Raw genomic sequence first — 16,364 nt, 5'->3', positions numbered from 1 at the left:
GAAGGTGTGGATCAGAAATAGGGGACGTGGCCGTCGTGCTGCAGGCGCTGCGCCTCGTCGTAGGGAAAGACGTCGAACATGTGGCCGGCCTTGATGCGCTCCTTGTGGCTTTGCCAGAAGGCCGCATCGAGCAGGTCGGCGTGGTGCGCCATGAAGGCCTTGCGCACCCGGTCGTTGCCCAGCAAAAAGGGCTCGAAGGTCTCGGGAAAGACGTCCTTGGGGCCGACCGAATACCAGACCTCGCCGCTCATCTCTTCTTCCTCGTTGCGCGGCTGCGGCACCTTGCGGAAGTTGCAGTCGGTGAGGTATTCGATCTCGTCGTAGTCGTAGAAGACCACCTTGCCGCCGCGCGTGACGCCGAAGTTCTTCCACAGCATGTCGCCGGGAAAGATGTTGGCCGCGACCATGTCCTTGATGGCATTGCCGTACTCGACCACCGCGCGCTCCAGCTGCTGCTGCGCATGCCCTGCCTGCGCCTCGCTCTCTGCATGCTCGATCTGGTCGAAGGTTTCCTGCAGGTAGATGTTCAGCGGGATCATGCGCCGCTCGATGTAGACGTGCTTGAGCACCACCTCCATCTCACCGTTGCCGTCACGGTCTCCGATGCTCAGCTGGCTGGGCGCGAACTTCTCGATCTCCTCGATCAGGTCGGGCTCGAAGCGGTCCAGCGGAAAGCCCACGTCGCTGTACTCCAGCGTGTCGGCCATGCGGCCCACGCGGTCGTGCTGCTTGACCAGCAGGTACTTGCCCTTGATCTGCTCGCGCGTGGTTTCCTTCTGCGGCGGGTAGTAGTCCTTGATGAGCTTGAACACGAAGGGAAAGGACGGCAGGTCGAACACGAGCATCACCATGCCCTTGATGCCCGGCGCGATGCGGAATTTGTCGCTGGAGTAGTTCAGGTGCGAGAGGAAGTCGCGGTAGAAAAGCGTCTTGCCCTGCTTGGCCAGGCCCAGCGCGTTGTAGATCTCGGCGCGTGGCTTGCGCGGCATGAGCGAGCGCAGGAACTGCACGTAGGCCGAGGGCACCTCCATGTCGATCATGAAATAGGCCCGTGCGAAGCTGAAGAGCATCTGCAGGTCGTCCTCGCCGAAGAGCACCGCGTCGACATAGAACTGGCCCTTGGCGTCGTGCAGCACGGGCAGCGCAACCGGCAGTTCCACGAAGCCGTTGATGAGCTTGCCCACCACGTAGGCGCCCTTGTTGCGGTAGAACAGGCCCGAGAGCACCTGCAGCTGGAAGTTGGCCCGCAGCTTCACCTGGTGGAAGCGCCCCCGCATGGCAGCGGCCACGCGGCGCGCGTCGCGGTGCAGGTCGGCCCACTTGCCCAGCAGGCCGAAGTCCTCCAGCATGCGCACGATGGTGTCGTCCAGCGTGTCCTGCGCCGGGTAGTAGGCGCGGTAGGTGGGCGCGTCGCGCGGCTCGATGTACTCGGTGCTGATGGCCGGGCGAACGAAGATGAAGTCGTTCTGGAAGTAGGCCCGGTGCAGGATCTTGGTGGTGACCGAGTTGAAGAAGGTCTCGGCCAGCTCGGGCTGGTGGTGGTTCACCAGGAGGCCGATGAAGTGCAGCTTGACCTGGTGCCACACCTCCATGGGCTGTTCGCCCGCCTTGAATTCCTTTTCCAGCCGCGCCACCGCCTCGTGCACCCGCAGGTCGTAGAACTCGATGCGCTCGCGCTGCGCCCGCTGCTGGCCGTGCCAGTCGGCCGTCTCGAAGCGGTGCTTGGCGCGGGCCGACTCGGCCCGGAACAACCGGTAGTGGCGGTTAAAGCCATCGGCCATCGCCTTGGCCACGGCATAGGCCAGCGGTGAGTCGAGGCGCTGCGGGAACATGGGTGGGCCGTCGCGCTGGTGCCGCGGGATCAGGCCGCCGGGCTCCACTTGGCTCGGATGCGTTCCACCGCCGACTGGTAGACGCCGTCGAGTTCCTCGGTGCTGCCCACCGTCATGCCCAGGTCGTTGAGCAGGCCGTCGTGCACACCGAAGGCCCAGCCGTGGATGCGCACCTTCTGGCCGCGGCTCCATGCGTCGAGCATGACGGTGCTCACGCAGACGTTCACAGCCTGCTCCACCACGTTGAGCTCGCACAGCGCGTCGGCGCGGTTGGCCTCGGGCAGGCCCTCGAGCAGCGGGCGGTGGCGGTCGCGCACGTCCTGGATGTGGCGGATCCAGTTGTCGGCCAGTCCCACGCGGATGTTGTCCAGCGCCGCCTTGACGCCTGCGCAGCCGTAGTGGCCCACCACCATGATGTGCTCGACCTTGAGCAGGTCGACCGCGAACTGGATGGTCGACAGCGCGTTCAGGTCCGAGTGCACCACCACGTTGGCCACGTTGCGGTGCACGAACACCTCGCCCGGCTCCAGGCCGGTGATCTGGTTGGCCGGCACGCGGCTGTCGGAGCAGCCGATCCACATGTACTTGGGCGTCTGCTGCTTGACCAGGCTGGTGAAGAAGCCGGGACGGTCGCGCTCGATCTGCGCCGCCCAGGTGCGGTTGTGGGCAAAGAGGTCGTTGAGGCTGTTTGGCATGGTGCGTGGGATGGTGGGTGGGGTGATGGGAAGTCAGGCCGCGGCCGCGGTGCCTCGCCGGGCCTTGGCCAGGGAGGCGCGGGCCTTGCGCTCGTGTTCGCGCACCTCTTCGAGGTTGGCCTGCACCTCGGTGAGCTGCGCTTCCAGCTGCTGGCGGTGGTCGCCGAGTACCTGCAGGAACTTCTCCAACTGCGGGACGGTGTCGCGCGGGCTGTCGTACATGTTCAGGATGTCCTTGGCCTCGACCAGGCTCAGGCCCAGGCGCTTGGCGCGCAGGGTGAGCAGCAGGCGCGCGCGGTCGCGGCCGCTGTAGACGCGCACGCGGCCGCCGGGGCCGGCGCGCTCGGGCGAGAGCAGGCCCATGTCCTCGTAGAAGCGGATCGCGCGGGTGGTAAGGTCGAACTCCTGCGCGAGCTCGCTGATGGTGTAGGTTGGCGCGGACATGTATCCGAATGCGTTTGGAGTGCCGTTGCCCGGGTGACAGCGCGAATCCGCGAGTCTCCCTACAATGGGCAAATCACATCTGACGTTTACGTAAACGTCAATCGTACATGAATCCTCTAGAACGCGAACTGCATTACCCCTTCGGCGACGAACTTCCCGAACCCGGCAGCACGATGGAAGTGGCGCCCGGCGTTCGCTGGGTGCGCATGGTGCTGCCCTTCGCGCTGAACCACATCAACCTCTGGCTGGTGCGCGACGAGATCGACGGCCGCCAGGGCTGGTCGGTGGTGGACTGCTGCATTTCCCGCGAGGAGGCACGCACGCAGTGGGAGCAGGTCTTCGAGACGCAGCTGCAGGGCCTGCCGATCCTGCGCGTGATCGTCACCCACATGCACCCCGACCACATCGGCCTGGCCGACTGGATGTGCACGCGCTGGAACGCGCCGCTGTGGATCAGCGCCACCGACTACAACGTGGCCCGCGTGCTGGTCAGCATGGGCGACAACGCCGCCGGCGGCGAGGCGGCGGCCGACTTCTTCGTCGCCCACGGCCTCTCGGACCCGGACTCGATCGCCAAGATCCGCGCCCGCACCAGCTACTACGCGAACATGGTGCCCAGCGTGCCCAGGAACTACGTCCGCATGATGGATGGCGACGAATTCCCGATCGGCGGGCGGATGTGGCGCTGCATCTCCGGCTACGGCCATGCGCCCGAGCACATCTCGCTGTACTGCGAGGAACTGAACGTGCTGCTGGGCGGCGACATGATGCTGCCGCGCATCTCCAGCAACGTGAGCGTGCACGCGGGCGAGACGGAATCCAATCCGCTGCGCCTGTTCCTGCAGAGCCTGCGCCGCTTCAACGAGCTGCCGGCCACCGTGCTGGGCCTGCCGGCGCACGGCAAGCCCTTCACCGGCGTGCACACCCGCGTGCGCCAGCTCGAAGACCACCACCGCGACCACCTGGCCGCGCTCATGGAAGCGTGCAGCCAGCGCGCGCTCACCGCGGCCGAGGCGCTGCCGGTGCTCTTCAAGCGCGAGCTCGACCTGCACCAGATGACTTTCGCCATGGGCGAGACGGTGGCGCACCTGCACTACCTGTGGTTTGCGGGCAAGCTGCGCCGCAACCTGGGCGAAGACGGCGTCTACCGCTTCGGCCTGCCCGGCCAGGCCTGACCCCTTCCACGTGAACGAGGCGACGGCCCGCACGCTCGAGCAGTTGCGCAGCGGCGCGCTGGCCGGCGCGACGCGCATCGATCTGTCGGGCGGGCTCACGGAGCTGCCACCCGAGCTCTTCGCGCTGGGCGACACGCTGGAAGCGCTCAATCTGTCGGGCAATGCGCTGGCCGATCTGCCGGACGACCTCGCCCGCCTGCGCAGGCTGCGCATCGTCTTCTGCTCCGACAACCGCTTCACCCACGTGCCCAAGGTGCTTGGCACCTTGCCCGCGCTGGAGATGGTGGGCTTCAAGAGCAACCGCATCCGTGAGCTGAGCGGCGCGTCGCTGCCGCCGCGGCTGCGCTGGCTGATCCTCACCGCCAACGAACTCGCGGACCTGCCGGATGAACTGGGCCGTCGCCCGCGGCTGCAGAAGCTGATGCTGGCGGGCAACCGGCTGTCGAAGTTGCCCCCATCGATGGCCGCCTGCGAGCGGCTGGAATTGCTGCGCATCGCCAGCAACCGCTTCGAGGAACTGCCGGACTGGCTCCTGGAATTGCCGCGACTGTCCTGGCTCGCCTTCGCGGGCAACCCGGTTGCAGAGGCCAGCGAGGACCGCGCGGTGCAGAGCCATCCGGTGCCGGACATCCCCTGGCAGGCGCTGCAGCTGCACGAGGTGCTGGGCCAGGGCGCCTCGGGCGTGATCCATCGCGCCTCCTGGCAGGGGCAGCGCGAGGTGGCGGTGAAGCTCTTCAAGGGCGAGATCACCAGCGACGGCTCGCCGCTTTCGGAGATGGATGCCTGCATCGCAGCGGGCGCGCATCCCGCGCTGATCGCAGTGCGCGGCCGCATCGCCGGCCATCCGGCGGGCACGCCGGGGCTCGTGCTGGACCTGGTCGATCCGCGCTTTCGCAACCTGGCCGGCCCGCCCAGCTTCGAAAGCTGCACCCGCGACGTCTACGAGCCCGCGCTGCAATTCGAAGGCGCCGGCGTGCTGGCGATGGCCGGCGGCATCGCCTCGGCGGTGGCGCAACTGCATGCGCGCGGCATCCTGCATGGCGACCTCTATGGGCACAACATCCTGTGGGACGGCCGGCAGCAGGCCTTGCTCGGCGACTTCGGCGCGGCGTCCTTCTTCGCGCCCGGGTCTGCGCAGGGCCAGGGCCTGATGCGCATCGAGGCGCGCGCGTTCGGATGCCTGCTGGAGGAGCTGGTCGAGCGCTGCGGCGATCTGACCGCGGATCAACGCGAAGGCCTGCTGCGGCTGCAGTCGCGCTGCCTGGACGCCGACCCGCGCCAGCGCCCCGGCTTCGACGAGATCGCGGGCAGCCTACAGACGCTGCAGCCCTGAGCGGCGCGCTGGAACCTTGGTGACGCGGGGCTGCCGCACGCGGTCTTAAAGTCTGCGGCTGCATTTCCTACACACGGAGACTTCCCATGGACACCCGCAACCTCTTCTCGCTGCAAGGCCGCACCGCCCTCATCACCGGCGGCTCGCGCGGCATCGGCCGCATGATCGCCGAAGGCTTCCTGGCGCAGGGCGCCCGCGTCTACATCTCGGCGCGCAAGGCCGAGGCCTGCGACGAGACGGCCAAGGAACTCTCGGCATTCGGCCACTGCGTGTCGCTGCCGGCGGACGTCTCCACGCTGGAAGGCGCCAAGGCCCTGGTCGAGGCGTACGCGAAGCACGAGAAGTCGCTGGACATCCTGGTGAACAACGCCGGCGCCGCCTGGGGCGCGCCCTATGCCGAGTTCCCCGAAAGCGGCTGGGACAAGGTGGTGGACCTGAACCTGAAGGCGCCCTTCTTCCTCACCCAGGCGCTCACGCCCATGCTGAAGTCGGCCGCCGCGGCCGGCCCGCTGGCCAAGGTGATCAACATCGCCTCCATCGACGGCGTGTCGGTGAACCCGCAGGAAACCTACTCCTACGCCGCCAGCAAGGCCGGCCTGATCCACCTGACCCGCCGCATGGCGCTGCACCTGGCCAAGGAAGGCGTGGCGGTGAGCGCCATCGCCCCGGGCGCCTTCGCCTCCAGCATGAACAAGGACGCGCGCGACCACGCCGACGAAGTGAAGCAGCGCATTCCGGCCGGCCGCATCGGCACGCCCGAGGACATGGCCGGCGCGGCCATCTTCCTGGCCTCGCGCGCCGGCGACTACGTGGTGGGCTCGACCCTGATCGTGGACGGCGGCGTGACGCACGCGCGCGGCTGAACCTTCGAGCAACCGCATGCGAAGATCGGCTCCCCGCCGATCGAGGAGACCCGCATGACCGACGCCACCGACTTCAGCGCCGAAGGCGGCTGCACTTGCGCACAGGTGCGCTATCGGCTCGCCTCGCGGCCGCTGTTCGTCAACTGCTGCCACTGCCGCTGGTGCCAGCGCGAGAGCGGCTCGGCCTTCGCGATCAACGCGATGATCGAGGCAGAGCGGGTCGAGTTGCTGGCCGGTGCGCCGGAAATGGTCGACACGCCCTCGCTCAGCGGCAAGGGCCAGAAGATCTGGCGCTGCCCGAATTGCCGCGTGGCCGTGTGGAGCAACTACGCGGGCTCGGGCGAGGCGGTGCGCTTCGTGCGGGTGGGCACGCTGGACGACCCCGACCTGCTGCCGCCGGACATCCACATCTTCACCGGGTCGAAGCAGCCCTGGGTGCAGCTGCCGCCGGACACGCCGGCGGTGCCGGAGTACTACAAGGCCTCGGCGCTGTGGCCGCAGGAAAGCCTGGAGCGGCGCGCGGTGCTGATCGCCCGCGCGAAGAAGCCCTGAAGTCCTGAAGCGCTGAAGCGCTGAAGCCTTGGAGCCCCGAGGGGCCTCAGGCCTGCTGGCTGGCAGGGCGCCCGCCGCGCTGCAGCAGCGCACGCAGGCGCCGCCACAGCCAAATGAGCGGCTCGGCCGGCTCCACCAGCATCAACTGCGTGTCGCCGGGGGAGGACGCGGCAGCAGCCTCCATTTCCAGCCAGCCGCCGTCTTCCAGCAGCAGCCACTCGCCTTCGCCCAGGCGCTGTGGGGCGCGGTACACGCTGCCGCCCAGCCAGCGGGCCGGGCCCAGGAGCCGCACCGAGCCGGCCAGCACCTGCACGGCCGTGCCGGCACGAACGGGGATGTGCATCGCCTCGCCCGCGCTCAGGCGCATGGGGCGGTAGGTGGCGTCGGGATCGAAGATCGTCGTCATGGTGGCACCTCTCGGATTGCGTGTGGATGGATGGAAAGTGCCTTCATCGTAGAAAAGGTGCCGATCAAAAAACAGGCACAAGGCAGGGCTATCTGATGCGATGCAGTTGGGGCGGTCGAAGCCCTGTTATGGTCGTTTTTGCGCTCAACTGCATCTGGCCGGCGCACGCGCCGCGCGCGACCATCACGGCGACCACACCATGGAAACGCAGCCCACCGCTCCCCTGTACAAGCGCCTCGCGGCGCACTACCTGGACGCGATCCGCGCCGGCACGCTGGCGCGTGGTGCGCGCATGCCCTCGCTGCGCAAGCTGATGCAGCAGCACGCCATCAGCCTGTCGACCGCAATGCAGTTGTGTCGCGAGCTGGAAAGCGCCGGCTGGCTGGAGGCGCGCGACCGCTCCGGCTACTTCGTGCGCACGCCGGCGCGCGCCAGCATCGCGCCGCTGAACGAGCCGGCCAGCATGGCGCCCGACCCGGCGCAGTACGTGGGCATCCACGCGCGGGTATCGGCCTTCGTGTCGAACCGGCGCAACCAGACGGTGAAGGTCAACTTCTCCATCGCCCGTGCCGCGCCGCAGCTCTACCCCGGCGAAGCGCTGCGCACCGCCATCACCAAGGGCCTGCGCCAGCGGCCCGAGCTGCTGACCACCGCACCTCAGCAGCGCGGCGAGGTGGGCTTCCGCTCGGTGGTGGCGCGGCGGGCGCTGGCCCATGGCATGTCGCTGGCGCCGGACGACATCCTGGTCACCAACGGCTGCATCGAGGCGCTGAACCTGGCGCTGCGCGCGGTGGCCAATGCGGGCGACACCATCGCAGTGGAGTCGCCCACCTTCTACGGACTGCTGCAGGTGCTGGAAAGCCTGGGCCTGCGCGCGCTGGAGATTCCCACCAGCCCGCAGACCGGCATCTCGCTGGAAGCGCTGGAGCTGGCGGCCGACACCTACGGCGACATCAAGGCCGTGGTGGTGGTGCCGCACCTGCAGAACCCGCTGGGCAGCTGCATGCCCGATGCACACAAGGAGCGGCTGGTGCAGCTGTGCGATGCGCGCGACATCGCGCTGATCGAGGACGACACCTACACCGCCCTCGTCGACGGCGACGCGCCGATGCGCGCCATCAAGTCCTGGGACCGCAGCGGACGGGTGATCCATTGCGCCTCGCTGCACAAGATCCTGGCGCCGGGCCTGCGGCTGGGCTGGATGGCCGCCGGCCGCTGGCAGGCGCGCGTGGAGATGCTCAAGTACGCCCAGACCCGCAACAACGAGAGCCTGCCCCAACTGGGCGCCGGCGAGTTCATGGCCACAGGCGCCTACGACCGGCACCTGCGCCGCCTGCGCACGACCCTGGCGACGCAGCGCGAACAGACGGCCGAGGCCATCGCCCGCTACTTTCCGCCGGGCACGCGCATGAACGTGCCGCCGGGCGGGCTGCAGCTGTGGGTGGAGCTGCCTGAGGGACTGTCGGGCAACCGGCTGTGCGAGGCGGCGCTGGCCGAGCACATCCTGATCGCGCCGGGTTCGCTGTTCTCCAACTCGAACCGCTTCGACCGCTTCCTGCGCCTGAACTGCGGCTGGCCCTATACCGAGGACGTGGATGCGGCGCTGCGCCGGCTGGGCGAGATTGCCAACGCGCAGCTGAAGGCGCAGCCGGCGCTGGAGTCGGCCGTGCCTGCCGACCTCAGGACCAGCGCGGCATCTGCTCTTCCTTGAGCTGGCGCCGCAGCTGGTGGTAGTCGGGCACCACGCTTTCCACCGTTTCCCAGAAGCGCGGGCTGTGGTCCATCACCCGCAGGTGCGACAGCTCGTGCGCCACCACGTAGTCGATGACCGGCATTCGGAAGTGCACCAGCCGCCAGTGCAGGCGGATGTTGCCGTCGGCGCTGGCGCTGCCCCAGCGCGTGCTGGCGTTGGACAGCGAAAGCTTGTTCCAGCGCACGCCCAGGCGAGGCGCGAAGTGCTCCAGCCGCTCGGTGAAGATGCGGCGCGCCTGGCGCATCAGCCAGGCCTGCGCCGCGTCGCGCACCTGCGTGCTGCTGGCGTTGCCGGCCAATGCGAGGCGCAGCACCTTCTCGCCGGTGCCAGGAAGGCCCGGGTCCAGGATGGCGCCGCCGCTATCGGTGAAACCGTGGGAGGGGTCCAGGCGCACCGTCACCGGCTCGCCCAGGAAATCGAAGGTGGCGCCGTCGCGCCAGTCGATGCGCGTCGAGTCCAGCCGGTGCTGGCGCTCGCGCGATTCATCGAGCTTGCGCACGATCCAGTCGGCCTTTTCCTGCAGTGCCGTGTCCACGTCGCGCAGCGCCACCCAGCGCGGGGCACGCACGCTCAGGCCCTCGACACCCACCACGAAGCCGATGGTGCGGCGCTGGGCGCGGGTGAACTCGTAGGCCACGCGGGCGTTGCCCAGCATCACCTGGCGCGAGGCGCGCGGATGCGAGAAGTTGGCCGGCGCCAGCGCATCGGCCAGCGCATCGGCCAGCGGCAGGGCCGGGACCGCCGGGCCGGCATCGGGCGCCGGCACCTCGACCGGCGCCACGGCCGGCGCAGGCTCGGTCGGCGCACCGAACAGGTCGAGCGTCATTTGCAAAAGGCCGCGCATGGAAAGAGCCTCGTGGTGCCTACTGGCCGACGTAGGCCTCGGGGTCGAGGCGGCGCATCTCGGCTTCGATCCAGGCCTCGACCTCGCGCATCAGCTCGTCGGGCTTGCGGCCCGCGCTGGAGATGGCCGGGCCGATGGACACGTCCACCACGCCCGGCTTCTTGATGAAGGCCTTGCGCGGCCACACCTTGGCCGAGGTGACGGCAATGGGAATGACCGGCGCGCCGGTTTCCACCGCCAGGCGCGTGCCACCCGACTTGTAATTGCCCGCCTGGCCGCGCGGGATGCGCGTGCCTTCGGGAAACATGATGATCCAGATGCCCTGCTCCAGCAGCCGCCTGCCCTGCGCCACCACCTTGTTGAAGGCCTGTGCACGCAGGCTGCGGTCGATGTGGATCATGTCCAGCCGGGCCATGGCCCAGCCGAAGAAGGGCACGTAGATCAGCTCGCGCTTGAACACGAAGGCCAGCGGATGCGGCATCAGCGTGGGCAGGTAGAAGGTCTCGAAGGTGGACTGGTGCTTGACCAGCAGGATGGCGCCGGCGCGCTGGTCCTGCGGCAGGTTCTCCATGCCCGAGACGCGCGTGGTGATGCCCAGGATGACCCGCGCGCCGCCCGTGGCCCAGCTGAGCCAGCGCACCGCCATCCAGTAGAGGGGTTCGCTCTTGGTCCAGAGGGAGGCGACCAGCATGATGATGGCCCAGGGCATGACGGTGACGAGCATCCACAAGGCATGAATGATGGAGCGGATCAGGGGCATGAAGGAAGGGTTCTTGTTTCTTGTGGTCAGTCAGGCAGCGTCCACGATGCCCGATTGCAGCGCGTCACGCGCCAGCAGGTATTCGACGAACGCCGGCAAATCGTCGTGCACACGGGTGCCCGGCGGGTAGTCGGGCGGCAGCGGGTCCACGCCGCGGCAGGCCGCGCCCATGCCGGTGAGCAGCAGGTGCGGCTCGCAGCCGGCCGCGTAGCCGGCCTGCAGGTCGCGCAGGCTGTCGCCCGCCGTGGGCATGCCGCGCACGTCCACGCCGTAGCGGTCGCTGATCTGCTCGAACAGGCCCGGCCTGGGCTTGCGGCAGCTGCAGCCTTCGTCGGGCGCATGCGGGCAGAAGAAGACGGCGTCCACGCGCCCGCCCACCGCGGCCAGCATCTTGTGCATCTTGGCGTGCATGGCGTTGAGCGATGCCATGTCGAACAGGCCCCGGCCCAGCCCCGACTGGTTGGAGGCGATGGCCACCACCCAGCCGGCGTGGTTGAGACGCGCGATGGCTTCCAGCGCGCCTGGCAGCGGCGTCCACTCGACGTCGCTCTTCACGAAGTCTTCGCGGTGCACGTTGATGGTGCCGTTGCGATCGAGGATGACCAGCTTCATGGCATGACCCTGCGCGGAGTGAAAACCCATGTGCCCCCGCGCGTGTCAGACGGCCAGGCGTTCCAGCTGCGCGACGCGGTTCATCGCGCCGTGCAGCTTGGACAGCAGGCCCAGCCGGTTCAGCCGCAGGTCGGCCTCCTCGGCGTTGACCATCACGTCATCGAAGAAGGCGTCCACCGGCGCGCGCAGCGCGGCCAGCGTCTGCAGCGAGGCGGTGTAGTCGCCGGCATCGAACTGAGCGTCGGCCTTGGGCACCACGTTCTGCATCGATTCGTAGAGCGCCACCTCGGCCGGCTCGCGCAAGAGCGCCGTGTTGACATGCGCATCCGCCTCGGGCGACTTCTTCAGGATGTTGCCGATGCGCTTGTTGGCCGCGGCCAGCGCCGGCGCCTCGGGCAGTGCGGCGAAGGCGCGTACCGCCGCCAGCAGTTCGGGCACGAGGGCCAGGCGCTGCGGCTGCGAGGCCAGCACGGCCTCTGCTTCCTGCGCGCTGGCGCCCTGCTCGCGCAGGCTGCCCGAGAGGCGGTCGAGGATGAAGGCCTGCAGGCCGTCGACGGCGCTTGCGCTGTCGAAGCCCTGGATGCCCGAGAACTGCTGCGCCGCGTTCGACAGCAGCGTCTTGAGTTCCAGCGGCAGCTTCTTCTCGACGAGCATGCGGATCACGCCCAGCGCATGGCGGCGCAGCGCGAAGGGATCGCGGTCGCCCGAAGGCAGGTTGCCGATGCCGAACATGCCCACCAGGGTTTCCAGCTTGTCGGCCAGCGCCACCACCACGCCGACCTCGCCGCGCGGCAGGGTGTCGCCGGCGAAGCGGGGCTTGTAATGGTCCTCGATGGCATCGGCCACTTCGGTCGCGAGGCCGTCGTGCTGCGCGTAGTAGCGGCCCATGGTGCCTTGCAGCTCGGGGAACTCGCCCACCATGTCGGTCACCAGGTCGGCCTTGGCCAGCTGCGCGGCCTGCGTGGCGTGGGCCGCCAGTTCGGCGTTGCCCATCTGCTCGGCGATGCCGCGCGCGATGTGCATCACGCGGTTGACGCGCTCGCCCTGGGTGCCCAGCTTGTTGTGATAGACCACCTTGCCCAGCTGCTCGACGCGCGAGGCTAGGGACTTCTTGCGATCCTGGTCGAAGAAGAACTTGGCATCGGCCAGGCGCGGGCGCACCACGCGCTCGTTGCCGCCGACGACGGCGCTGGCGTCTTCCGGGCGGATGTTGCTGACCACCAGGAACTTGTTCGTGAGGCGGCCGTGGGCATCGAGCAGCGGGAAGTACTTCTGGTTGGCCTTCATCGTAAGGATGAGGCATTCCTGCGGCACGCCCAGGAACTCGCGCTCGAATTCGCAGACGAGCACGTTCGGGCGCTCGACCAGCGCGGTCACCTCGTCCAGCAGTGCGTCGTCCTCGATGGGCGCCGAGCCGGCGCCGACCTTGACGGCGGCGTCGGCCAGCTGGCGTGCGATCTCGGCGCGGCGGGCCTCGAAGCCGGCGATGACGGCGCCTTCGTCGTTCAGCTGCAGCGCGTAGCTGTCGGCATCGCGCAGCGCCACGGGATCGACGCTGGCCTCGAAGCGGTGGCCGTGGGTCTCGCGGCCCGAGCGCAGGCCCAGGGCCTCGACGGCTACCACGTCGCTGCCGTGCAGTGCCACCAGGCCATGGGCCGGGCGCACGAAGCTGACGCTGGTCCAGCCGGGCATGGCGCCGGTCTCGAGCTGGTAGCTCATGACCTTGGGGATGGGCAGCTTGGCGATGGCTTCGGCCAGTGCCTTCTGCAGGCCGTCGGCCAGCGTGGCACCACGTGCGGTGCTTTCGAAGAACAGGGCCTCGGCCTTGCCGTCCTGGGCGCGCTTGAGGCCGGCGACGGCGGACGCGTCGGCGCCCAGCGAACCCAGCTTCTTCAGCAGGGCCGGCGTGGGCTGGCCATTGGCATCCAGGCCCACGCTCACGGGCATGAGCTTTTGCGAGACGGCCTTGTCGGCGGCCTGGCCAGCGACGTTGGTGAGGTGCGCGGCCAGGCGGCGCGGCGAGGCGTAGGCGCTGAGCACCGAGCCGGCATCGGCCAGGCCCTGGGCCACCAGCTGGTCGCGCAGCACGCTGGAGAAGGCCTCGCCCAGCTTCTTCAGGGCCTTGGGCGGGAGTTCCTCGACGAAGAGTTCGACGAGCAGGTTCTTCTTGTGGATGTCGGTCATGCTGTCAGGCCGCCTTCTTCGTCGTCATCTCTGCCACCCACTCGCGCGGGGCCATGGGGAAGCCAAGGCGCTCGCGGCTCTCGTAGTAGCTCTGCGCCACGGCGCGGGCCAGGTTGCGGATGCGGCCGATGTAGGCGGCGCGCTCGGTCACGCTGATGGCGCCGCGGGCGTCCAGCAGGTTGAAGCTGTGCGCGGCCTTGAGCACCTGCTCGTAGGCGGGAAGCGCCAGCTGCTGCTCCATGAGGTGCTTGGCCTGCTTCTCGTGCGCGGCGAAGGCGGCGAAGAGGAAGTCGGCGTCGGAGTGCTCGAAGTTGTAGGTGGACTGCTCCACCTCGTTCTGCTTGTAGACGTCGCCGTACGACAGGCCTTCGGTCCACTTCAGGTTGTAGACGTTGTCCACGCCCTGCAGGTACATGGCCAGGCGTTCCAGGCCATAGGTGATTTCGCCGGTGATGGGCCGGCAGTCGATTCCGCCGACCTGCTGGAAGTAGGTGAACTGGGTGACTTCCATGCCGTTGAGCCAGACTTCCCAGCCCAGTCCCCAGGCGCCGAGCGTGGGGTTCTCCCAGTCGTCCTCGACGAAGCGGATGTCGTTCTTCTTCAGGTCGAAGCCCAGCGCCTCGAGCGAGCCGAGGTACAGCTCCAGGATATTGGCCGGCGCTGGCTTGAGCACGACCTGGTACTGGTAGTAGTGCTGCAGGCGGTTGGGGTTCTCGCCGTAGCGGCCGTCCTTGGGGCGGCGGCTGGGCTGCACGTAGGCGGCCTTCCAGGGCTCCGGGCCGAGGGCGCGCAGGAAGGTGGCGGTGTGCGAGGTGCCCGCGCCGACTTCCATGTCGTAGGGCTGCAGCAGGGCGCAGCCCTGGGCGTCCCAGTACGACTGCAGTTTGAGGATGATCTGTTGGAAGGTCAGCATGGGCTGGCCGGCGTCTGGCCGGCGTGTATGGGCGCGGGGCCTTGTGCCCGCGGAATGGGCGATTTTACGGGGGCCTGCTCGATGTGCCCGATGGGTTGGCTTCATGGGGCGGTTGGGGGGTCGGGGCTCATTGCGGTTCGGGGCGCGCCGCTGTTCGAGGTGCATTGCGGTTCGGGGCGCACGGGGCGCGGCAGGCGGTCAGCGGCGGGGGCTCATCCGGGGCGGTCGATGCTTCGCATCGACTGCGTTGCGGTGCTCACGCTGGGGCTTGTGCCGAAGAACTCGCTCCTCGACCTTCGGTCGATGCGCTCAGACAGCTTCGGCAAGTCAGAAACGGTCGCATTCCTGCCTGCGGCAGGAACGCTCAAGCCCCAGCGTTCCGCTCCTCACCGCCCCGGAAATCGCCCCCGCCGCTGACCGCCTGCCGCGCCCCGTGGGAAACGGTGTGACGGTTTCAACAGCGGCCAAACAACCGAACGTTGACCACCGATAGCCCGGGTTGCACGACGCGTCGAGCGCCACCGCCGTGTCCAGGTCAAAGGCCTGTGTGCCGCTGTGTGTGCTGCATGCGTCTCGGGCGCCGAGCAGCGCAGCGGAGTCGGCCCGTTCTTGTGTGCCGAAGGACACACAAGAACTTCAACATCTGACTTGCGGCAGTTGTTTGAGCGACGGAGTCGCGAGTTCTGCCGCGGGCCGACTTCGCGAGCAGCGGAGGGGAGTCGGCGCCGCAGGCGCCGACCGCCCGAGTCGCATGCAGCGCACACAGCGGCACACAGGCCTTTGACCCGCTCCGAACGACACAACGAAAACAGAACAGCAGAAAGCCGACCAATCAGTACTCCCAGAAGATCCGCTGCAGTTCCTTGGTGTCCGACGTCTTCGTCATTGCCACCATCGCCAGAATGCGAGCCTTCTGCGGACGCAGGTCATGCGCCACCACCCAGTCGTACTTGTCGTCCGGCTGCTCGGCATTGCGGATCACGAAGCCATCCGGCACCCGCGAGGAGCGCACCACGATCACGCCGCTTTCGCGCGCCGCCTGCAGCCTCGGCACGATGCGGTCCGCCACCGAGCCGTTGCCCGGGCCGCCGTGGATGATCGCCTTCACCCCGCTCTTGGCCACCGCGTCCAGCGGCGTCGCGCTCACGCCCGCGTAGCTGTAGACGATCTCCACCGGCGGCAGCGCCGTGATCTGCTCGATGTCGAACTCCGAATTCATCGTGTGCCGCTTCACCGGCGCCCGGAACCAGTAGTTGCGCCCCTCCACCACCATGCCCAGCGCGCCCCATTGGCTGGAGAAGGCGCTGGGCACCACGTTGACGTTCTTGCTCACGTCACGCCCGCTCTGGATCGTGTCGTTCATCGTCAGCAGGACGCCCTTGGACCGCGCGTCCTTGCTGCCGGCCACCGCGACCGCGTCGTACAGATTGAGCGCGCCGTCGGCCGAGAGCGCCGTGCCGGGCCGCATCGAGGCCACCATCACGATCGGCTTGTCGGTGTGCACCGTCAGCGTGAGGAAGTAGGCCGTCTCCTCCACCGTGTCCGTGCCGTGCGTGATCACGATGCCGTCCACGTCCGGCTGCTTCGCCAGCTGCGACACCCGCTTGGCCAGCGCCAGCAGGTGCTCGTTGGTCATGCTCTCCGAGGCCACCTGGAAGACCTGCTCGCCCTTCACGTTGGCCACCTTGCCCAGTTCGGGCAGGCCGGCGATCAGCTTGTCGACGCCCACCTTGGCGGCCGCGTAGGTCGCGCTGTTGAGGGCCGATGCGCCGGCGCCGGCGATGGTGCCGCCGGTGGCCAGGATCATCACGTTGGGAAGCGCAGCCCGCTGCTGCTGCTGCTGTTGCGCCAGTGTCTGTGGCTGTTCCTGTGCCTGGGCGATGGCGCCGGCCGCCAGCAGGGCGGCGCCGGCGGCGAGGGCGCGGAATCTGGATGAGATGTGCACGATGGGCTCCTTGGCTTGGGGTTGTTGTGTTGCGCGCAGAAAGATAGCGGCAG

At 68.4% G+C, this 16,364-nt stretch carries 15 protein-coding genes; 5 read left to right on the top strand and 10 right to left on the bottom strand.

What is annotated here, in order from left to right; translation table 11 throughout:
* Nucleotides 1-11: 11 nt before the first annotated feature.
* Genes aceK through BM345_RS24770 form a run of 3 tightly spaced genes read right to left on the bottom strand, consistent with a single transcriptional unit; the run spans nt 12 to nt 2,971 of the window.
* Nucleotides 12-1,832 carry a bifunctional isocitrate dehydrogenase kinase/phosphatase gene (gene aceK, locus BM345_RS24780; RefSeq protein ID WP_093385129.1) on the bottom strand — a complete coding sequence of 607 codons (1,821 nt, stop codon included), beginning with the start codon at nt 1,830-1,832 and terminating at the stop codon, nt 12-14.
* 29 nt (nt 1,833-1,861) lie between these two features.
* Complete coding sequence (can, locus tag BM345_RS24775) at nt 1,862-2,527, bottom strand: carbonate dehydratase (RefSeq protein WP_093385058.1); 666 nt, start codon at nt 2,525-2,527, stop codon at nt 1,862-1,864.
* A gap of 33 nt (nt 2,528-2,560) precedes the next feature.
* Nucleotides 2,561-2,971 carry a MerR family transcriptional regulator gene (locus BM345_RS24770; RefSeq protein WP_093385056.1) on the bottom strand — a complete coding sequence of 137 codons (411 nt, stop codon included), beginning with the start codon at nt 2,969-2,971 and terminating at the stop codon, nt 2,561-2,563.
* A gap of 107 nt (nt 2,972-3,078) precedes the next feature.
* Here BM345_RS24770 and BM345_RS24765 point away from each other — a divergent pair, with 107 nt between their 5' ends.
* The 4 genes from BM345_RS24765 (at nt 3,079) to BM345_RS24750 (ending at nt 6,894) form a co-directional block, all read left to right on the top strand.
* A complete protein-coding gene (locus tag BM345_RS24765) occupies nt 3,079-4,146 on the top strand; it encodes an MBL fold metallo-hydrolase (RefSeq protein ID WP_093385053.1) in 1,068 nt (355 codons plus the stop codon).
* A 10-nt stretch (nt 4,147-4,156) separates the two neighbouring features.
* The gene (locus BM345_RS24760; RefSeq protein WP_093385050.1) at nt 4,157-5,479 is read left to right on the top strand and encodes a leucine-rich repeat-containing protein kinase family protein; all 1,323 of its coding nucleotides are present in this window, start codon (nt 4,157-4,159) and stop codon (nt 5,477-5,479) included.
* An 86-nt stretch (nt 5,480-5,565) separates the two neighbouring features.
* Nucleotides 5,566-6,342, top strand: coding sequence for an SDR family oxidoreductase (locus BM345_RS24755; protein WP_093385048.1), 777 nt, complete (start codon nt 5,566-5,568; stop codon nt 6,340-6,342).
* Between the two features lie 54 nt (nt 6,343-6,396).
* A complete protein-coding gene (locus tag BM345_RS24750) occupies nt 6,397-6,894 on the top strand; it encodes a GFA family protein (protein WP_093385045.1) in 498 nt (165 codons plus the stop codon).
* Between the two features lie 46 nt (nt 6,895-6,940).
* Here BM345_RS24750 and BM345_RS24745 read toward each other — a convergent pair whose 3' ends face one another.
* Nucleotides 6,941-7,300 (bottom strand): hypothetical protein, encoded by a 360-nt coding sequence (locus tag BM345_RS24745; protein WP_093385042.1) that lies wholly within the window; start codon nt 7,298-7,300, stop codon nt 6,941-6,943.
* Nucleotides 7,301-7,499: 199 nt separating this feature from the next.
* On the opposite strand from BM345_RS24745, the gene BM345_RS24740 reads away from it, so the two are divergent.
* Nucleotides 7,500-9,011: an aminotransferase-like domain-containing protein gene (locus BM345_RS24740; protein ID WP_093385039.1), complete on the top strand. Its 1,512-nt coding sequence runs from the start codon at nt 7,500-7,502 to the stop codon at nt 9,009-9,011.
* Here BM345_RS24740 and BM345_RS24735 read toward each other — a convergent pair.
* The 6 genes from BM345_RS24735 to BM345_RS24710 all read right to left on the bottom strand — a co-directional run bounded on the left by BM345_RS24735 (nt 8,980) and on the right by BM345_RS24710 (nt 16,311).
* Nucleotides 8,980-9,897 carry a M48 family metallopeptidase gene (locus BM345_RS24735; protein ID WP_093385037.1) on the bottom strand — a complete coding sequence of 306 codons (918 nt, stop codon included), beginning with the start codon at nt 9,895-9,897 and terminating at the stop codon, nt 8,980-8,982. The genes BM345_RS24740 and BM345_RS24735 overlap by 32 nt on opposite strands.
* Nucleotides 9,898-9,916: 19 nt before the next feature.
* A complete protein-coding gene (locus BM345_RS24730) occupies nt 9,917-10,657 on the bottom strand; it encodes a lysophospholipid acyltransferase family protein (protein ID WP_093385034.1) in 741 nt (246 codons plus the stop codon).
* A 30-nt stretch (nt 10,658-10,687) separates the two neighbouring features.
* On the bottom strand, nt 10,688-11,269 hold the full coding sequence (gene gmhB / locus BM345_RS24725) for a D-glycero-beta-D-manno-heptose 1,7-bisphosphate 7-phosphatase (protein WP_175545136.1): 582 nt from the start codon (nt 11,267-11,269) through the stop codon (nt 10,688-10,690).
* 45 nt (nt 11,270-11,314) lie between these two features.
* Nucleotides 11,315-13,444, bottom strand: a complete 2,130-nt coding sequence (gene glyS, locus BM345_RS24720; RefSeq protein WP_175545138.1) for a glycine--tRNA ligase subunit beta — start codon at nt 13,442-13,444, stop codon at nt 11,315-11,317.
* Nucleotides 13,445-13,457: 13 nt separating this feature from the next.
* Complete coding sequence (gene glyQ, locus BM345_RS24715; protein ID WP_093385026.1) at nt 13,458-14,366, bottom strand: glycine--tRNA ligase subunit alpha; 909 nt, start codon at nt 14,364-14,366, stop codon at nt 13,458-13,460.
* An 832-nt stretch (nt 14,367-15,198) separates the two neighbouring features.
* On the bottom strand, nt 15,199-16,311 hold the full coding sequence (locus BM345_RS24710) for an asparaginase (RefSeq protein WP_093385024.1): 1,113 nt from the start codon (nt 16,309-16,311) through the stop codon (nt 15,199-15,201).
* Between the last annotated feature and the right edge of the window lie 53 nt (nt 16,312-16,364).

It is taken from the genome of Variovorax sp. OV329, assembly GCF_900114785.1.
In the GTDB taxonomy this organism is placed as follows: Bacteria; Pseudomonadota; Gammaproteobacteria; order Burkholderiales; family Burkholderiaceae_C; genus Variovorax.
Note: the sequence above shows the minus strand (reverse complement) of the source record. Positions and strands in the feature narration are given on the sequence as shown.

Coding starts and splice junctions, on each gene's coding strand:
- BM345_RS24765 (WP_093385053.1), top strand. CDS start 3,079: ATGAATCCTCTAGAACGCGAACTGCATTACCCCTTCGGCGACGAACTT.
- BM345_RS24730 (WP_093385034.1), bottom strand. CDS start 10,657: ATGCCCCTGATCCGCTCCATCATTCATGCCTTGTGGATGCTCGTCACC.
- BM345_RS24745 (WP_093385042.1), bottom strand. CDS start 7,300: ATGACGACGATCTTCGATCCCGACGCCACCTACCGCCCCATGCGCCTG.
- BM345_RS24755 (WP_093385048.1), top strand. CDS start 5,566: ATGGACACCCGCAACCTCTTCTCGCTGCAAGGCCGCACCGCCCTCATC.
- BM345_RS24735 (WP_093385037.1), bottom strand. CDS start 9,897: ATGCGCGGCCTTTTGCAAATGACGCTCGACCTGTTCGGTGCGCCGACC.
- BM345_RS24740 (WP_093385039.1), top strand. CDS start 7,500: ATGGAAACGCAGCCCACCGCTCCCCTGTACAAGCGCCTCGCGGCGCAC.
- BM345_RS24750 (WP_093385045.1), top strand. CDS start 6,397: ATGACCGACGCCACCGACTTCAGCGCCGAAGGCGGCTGCACTTGCGCA.
- glyQ (WP_093385026.1), bottom strand. CDS start 14,366: ATGCTGACCTTCCAACAGATCATCCTCAAACTGCAGTCGTACTGGGAC.
- BM345_RS24770 (WP_093385056.1), bottom strand. CDS start 2,971: ATGTCCGCGCCAACCTACACCATCAGCGAGCTCGCGCAGGAGTTCGAC.
- aceK (WP_093385129.1), bottom strand. CDS start 1,832: ATGTTCCCGCAGCGCCTCGACTCACCGCTGGCCTATGCCGTGGCCAAG.
- can (WP_093385058.1), bottom strand. CDS start 2,527: ATGCCAAACAGCCTCAACGACCTCTTTGCCCACAACCGCACCTGGGCG.
- gmhB (WP_175545136.1), bottom strand. CDS start 11,269: ATGAAGCTGGTCATCCTCGATCGCAACGGCACCATCAACGTGCACCGC.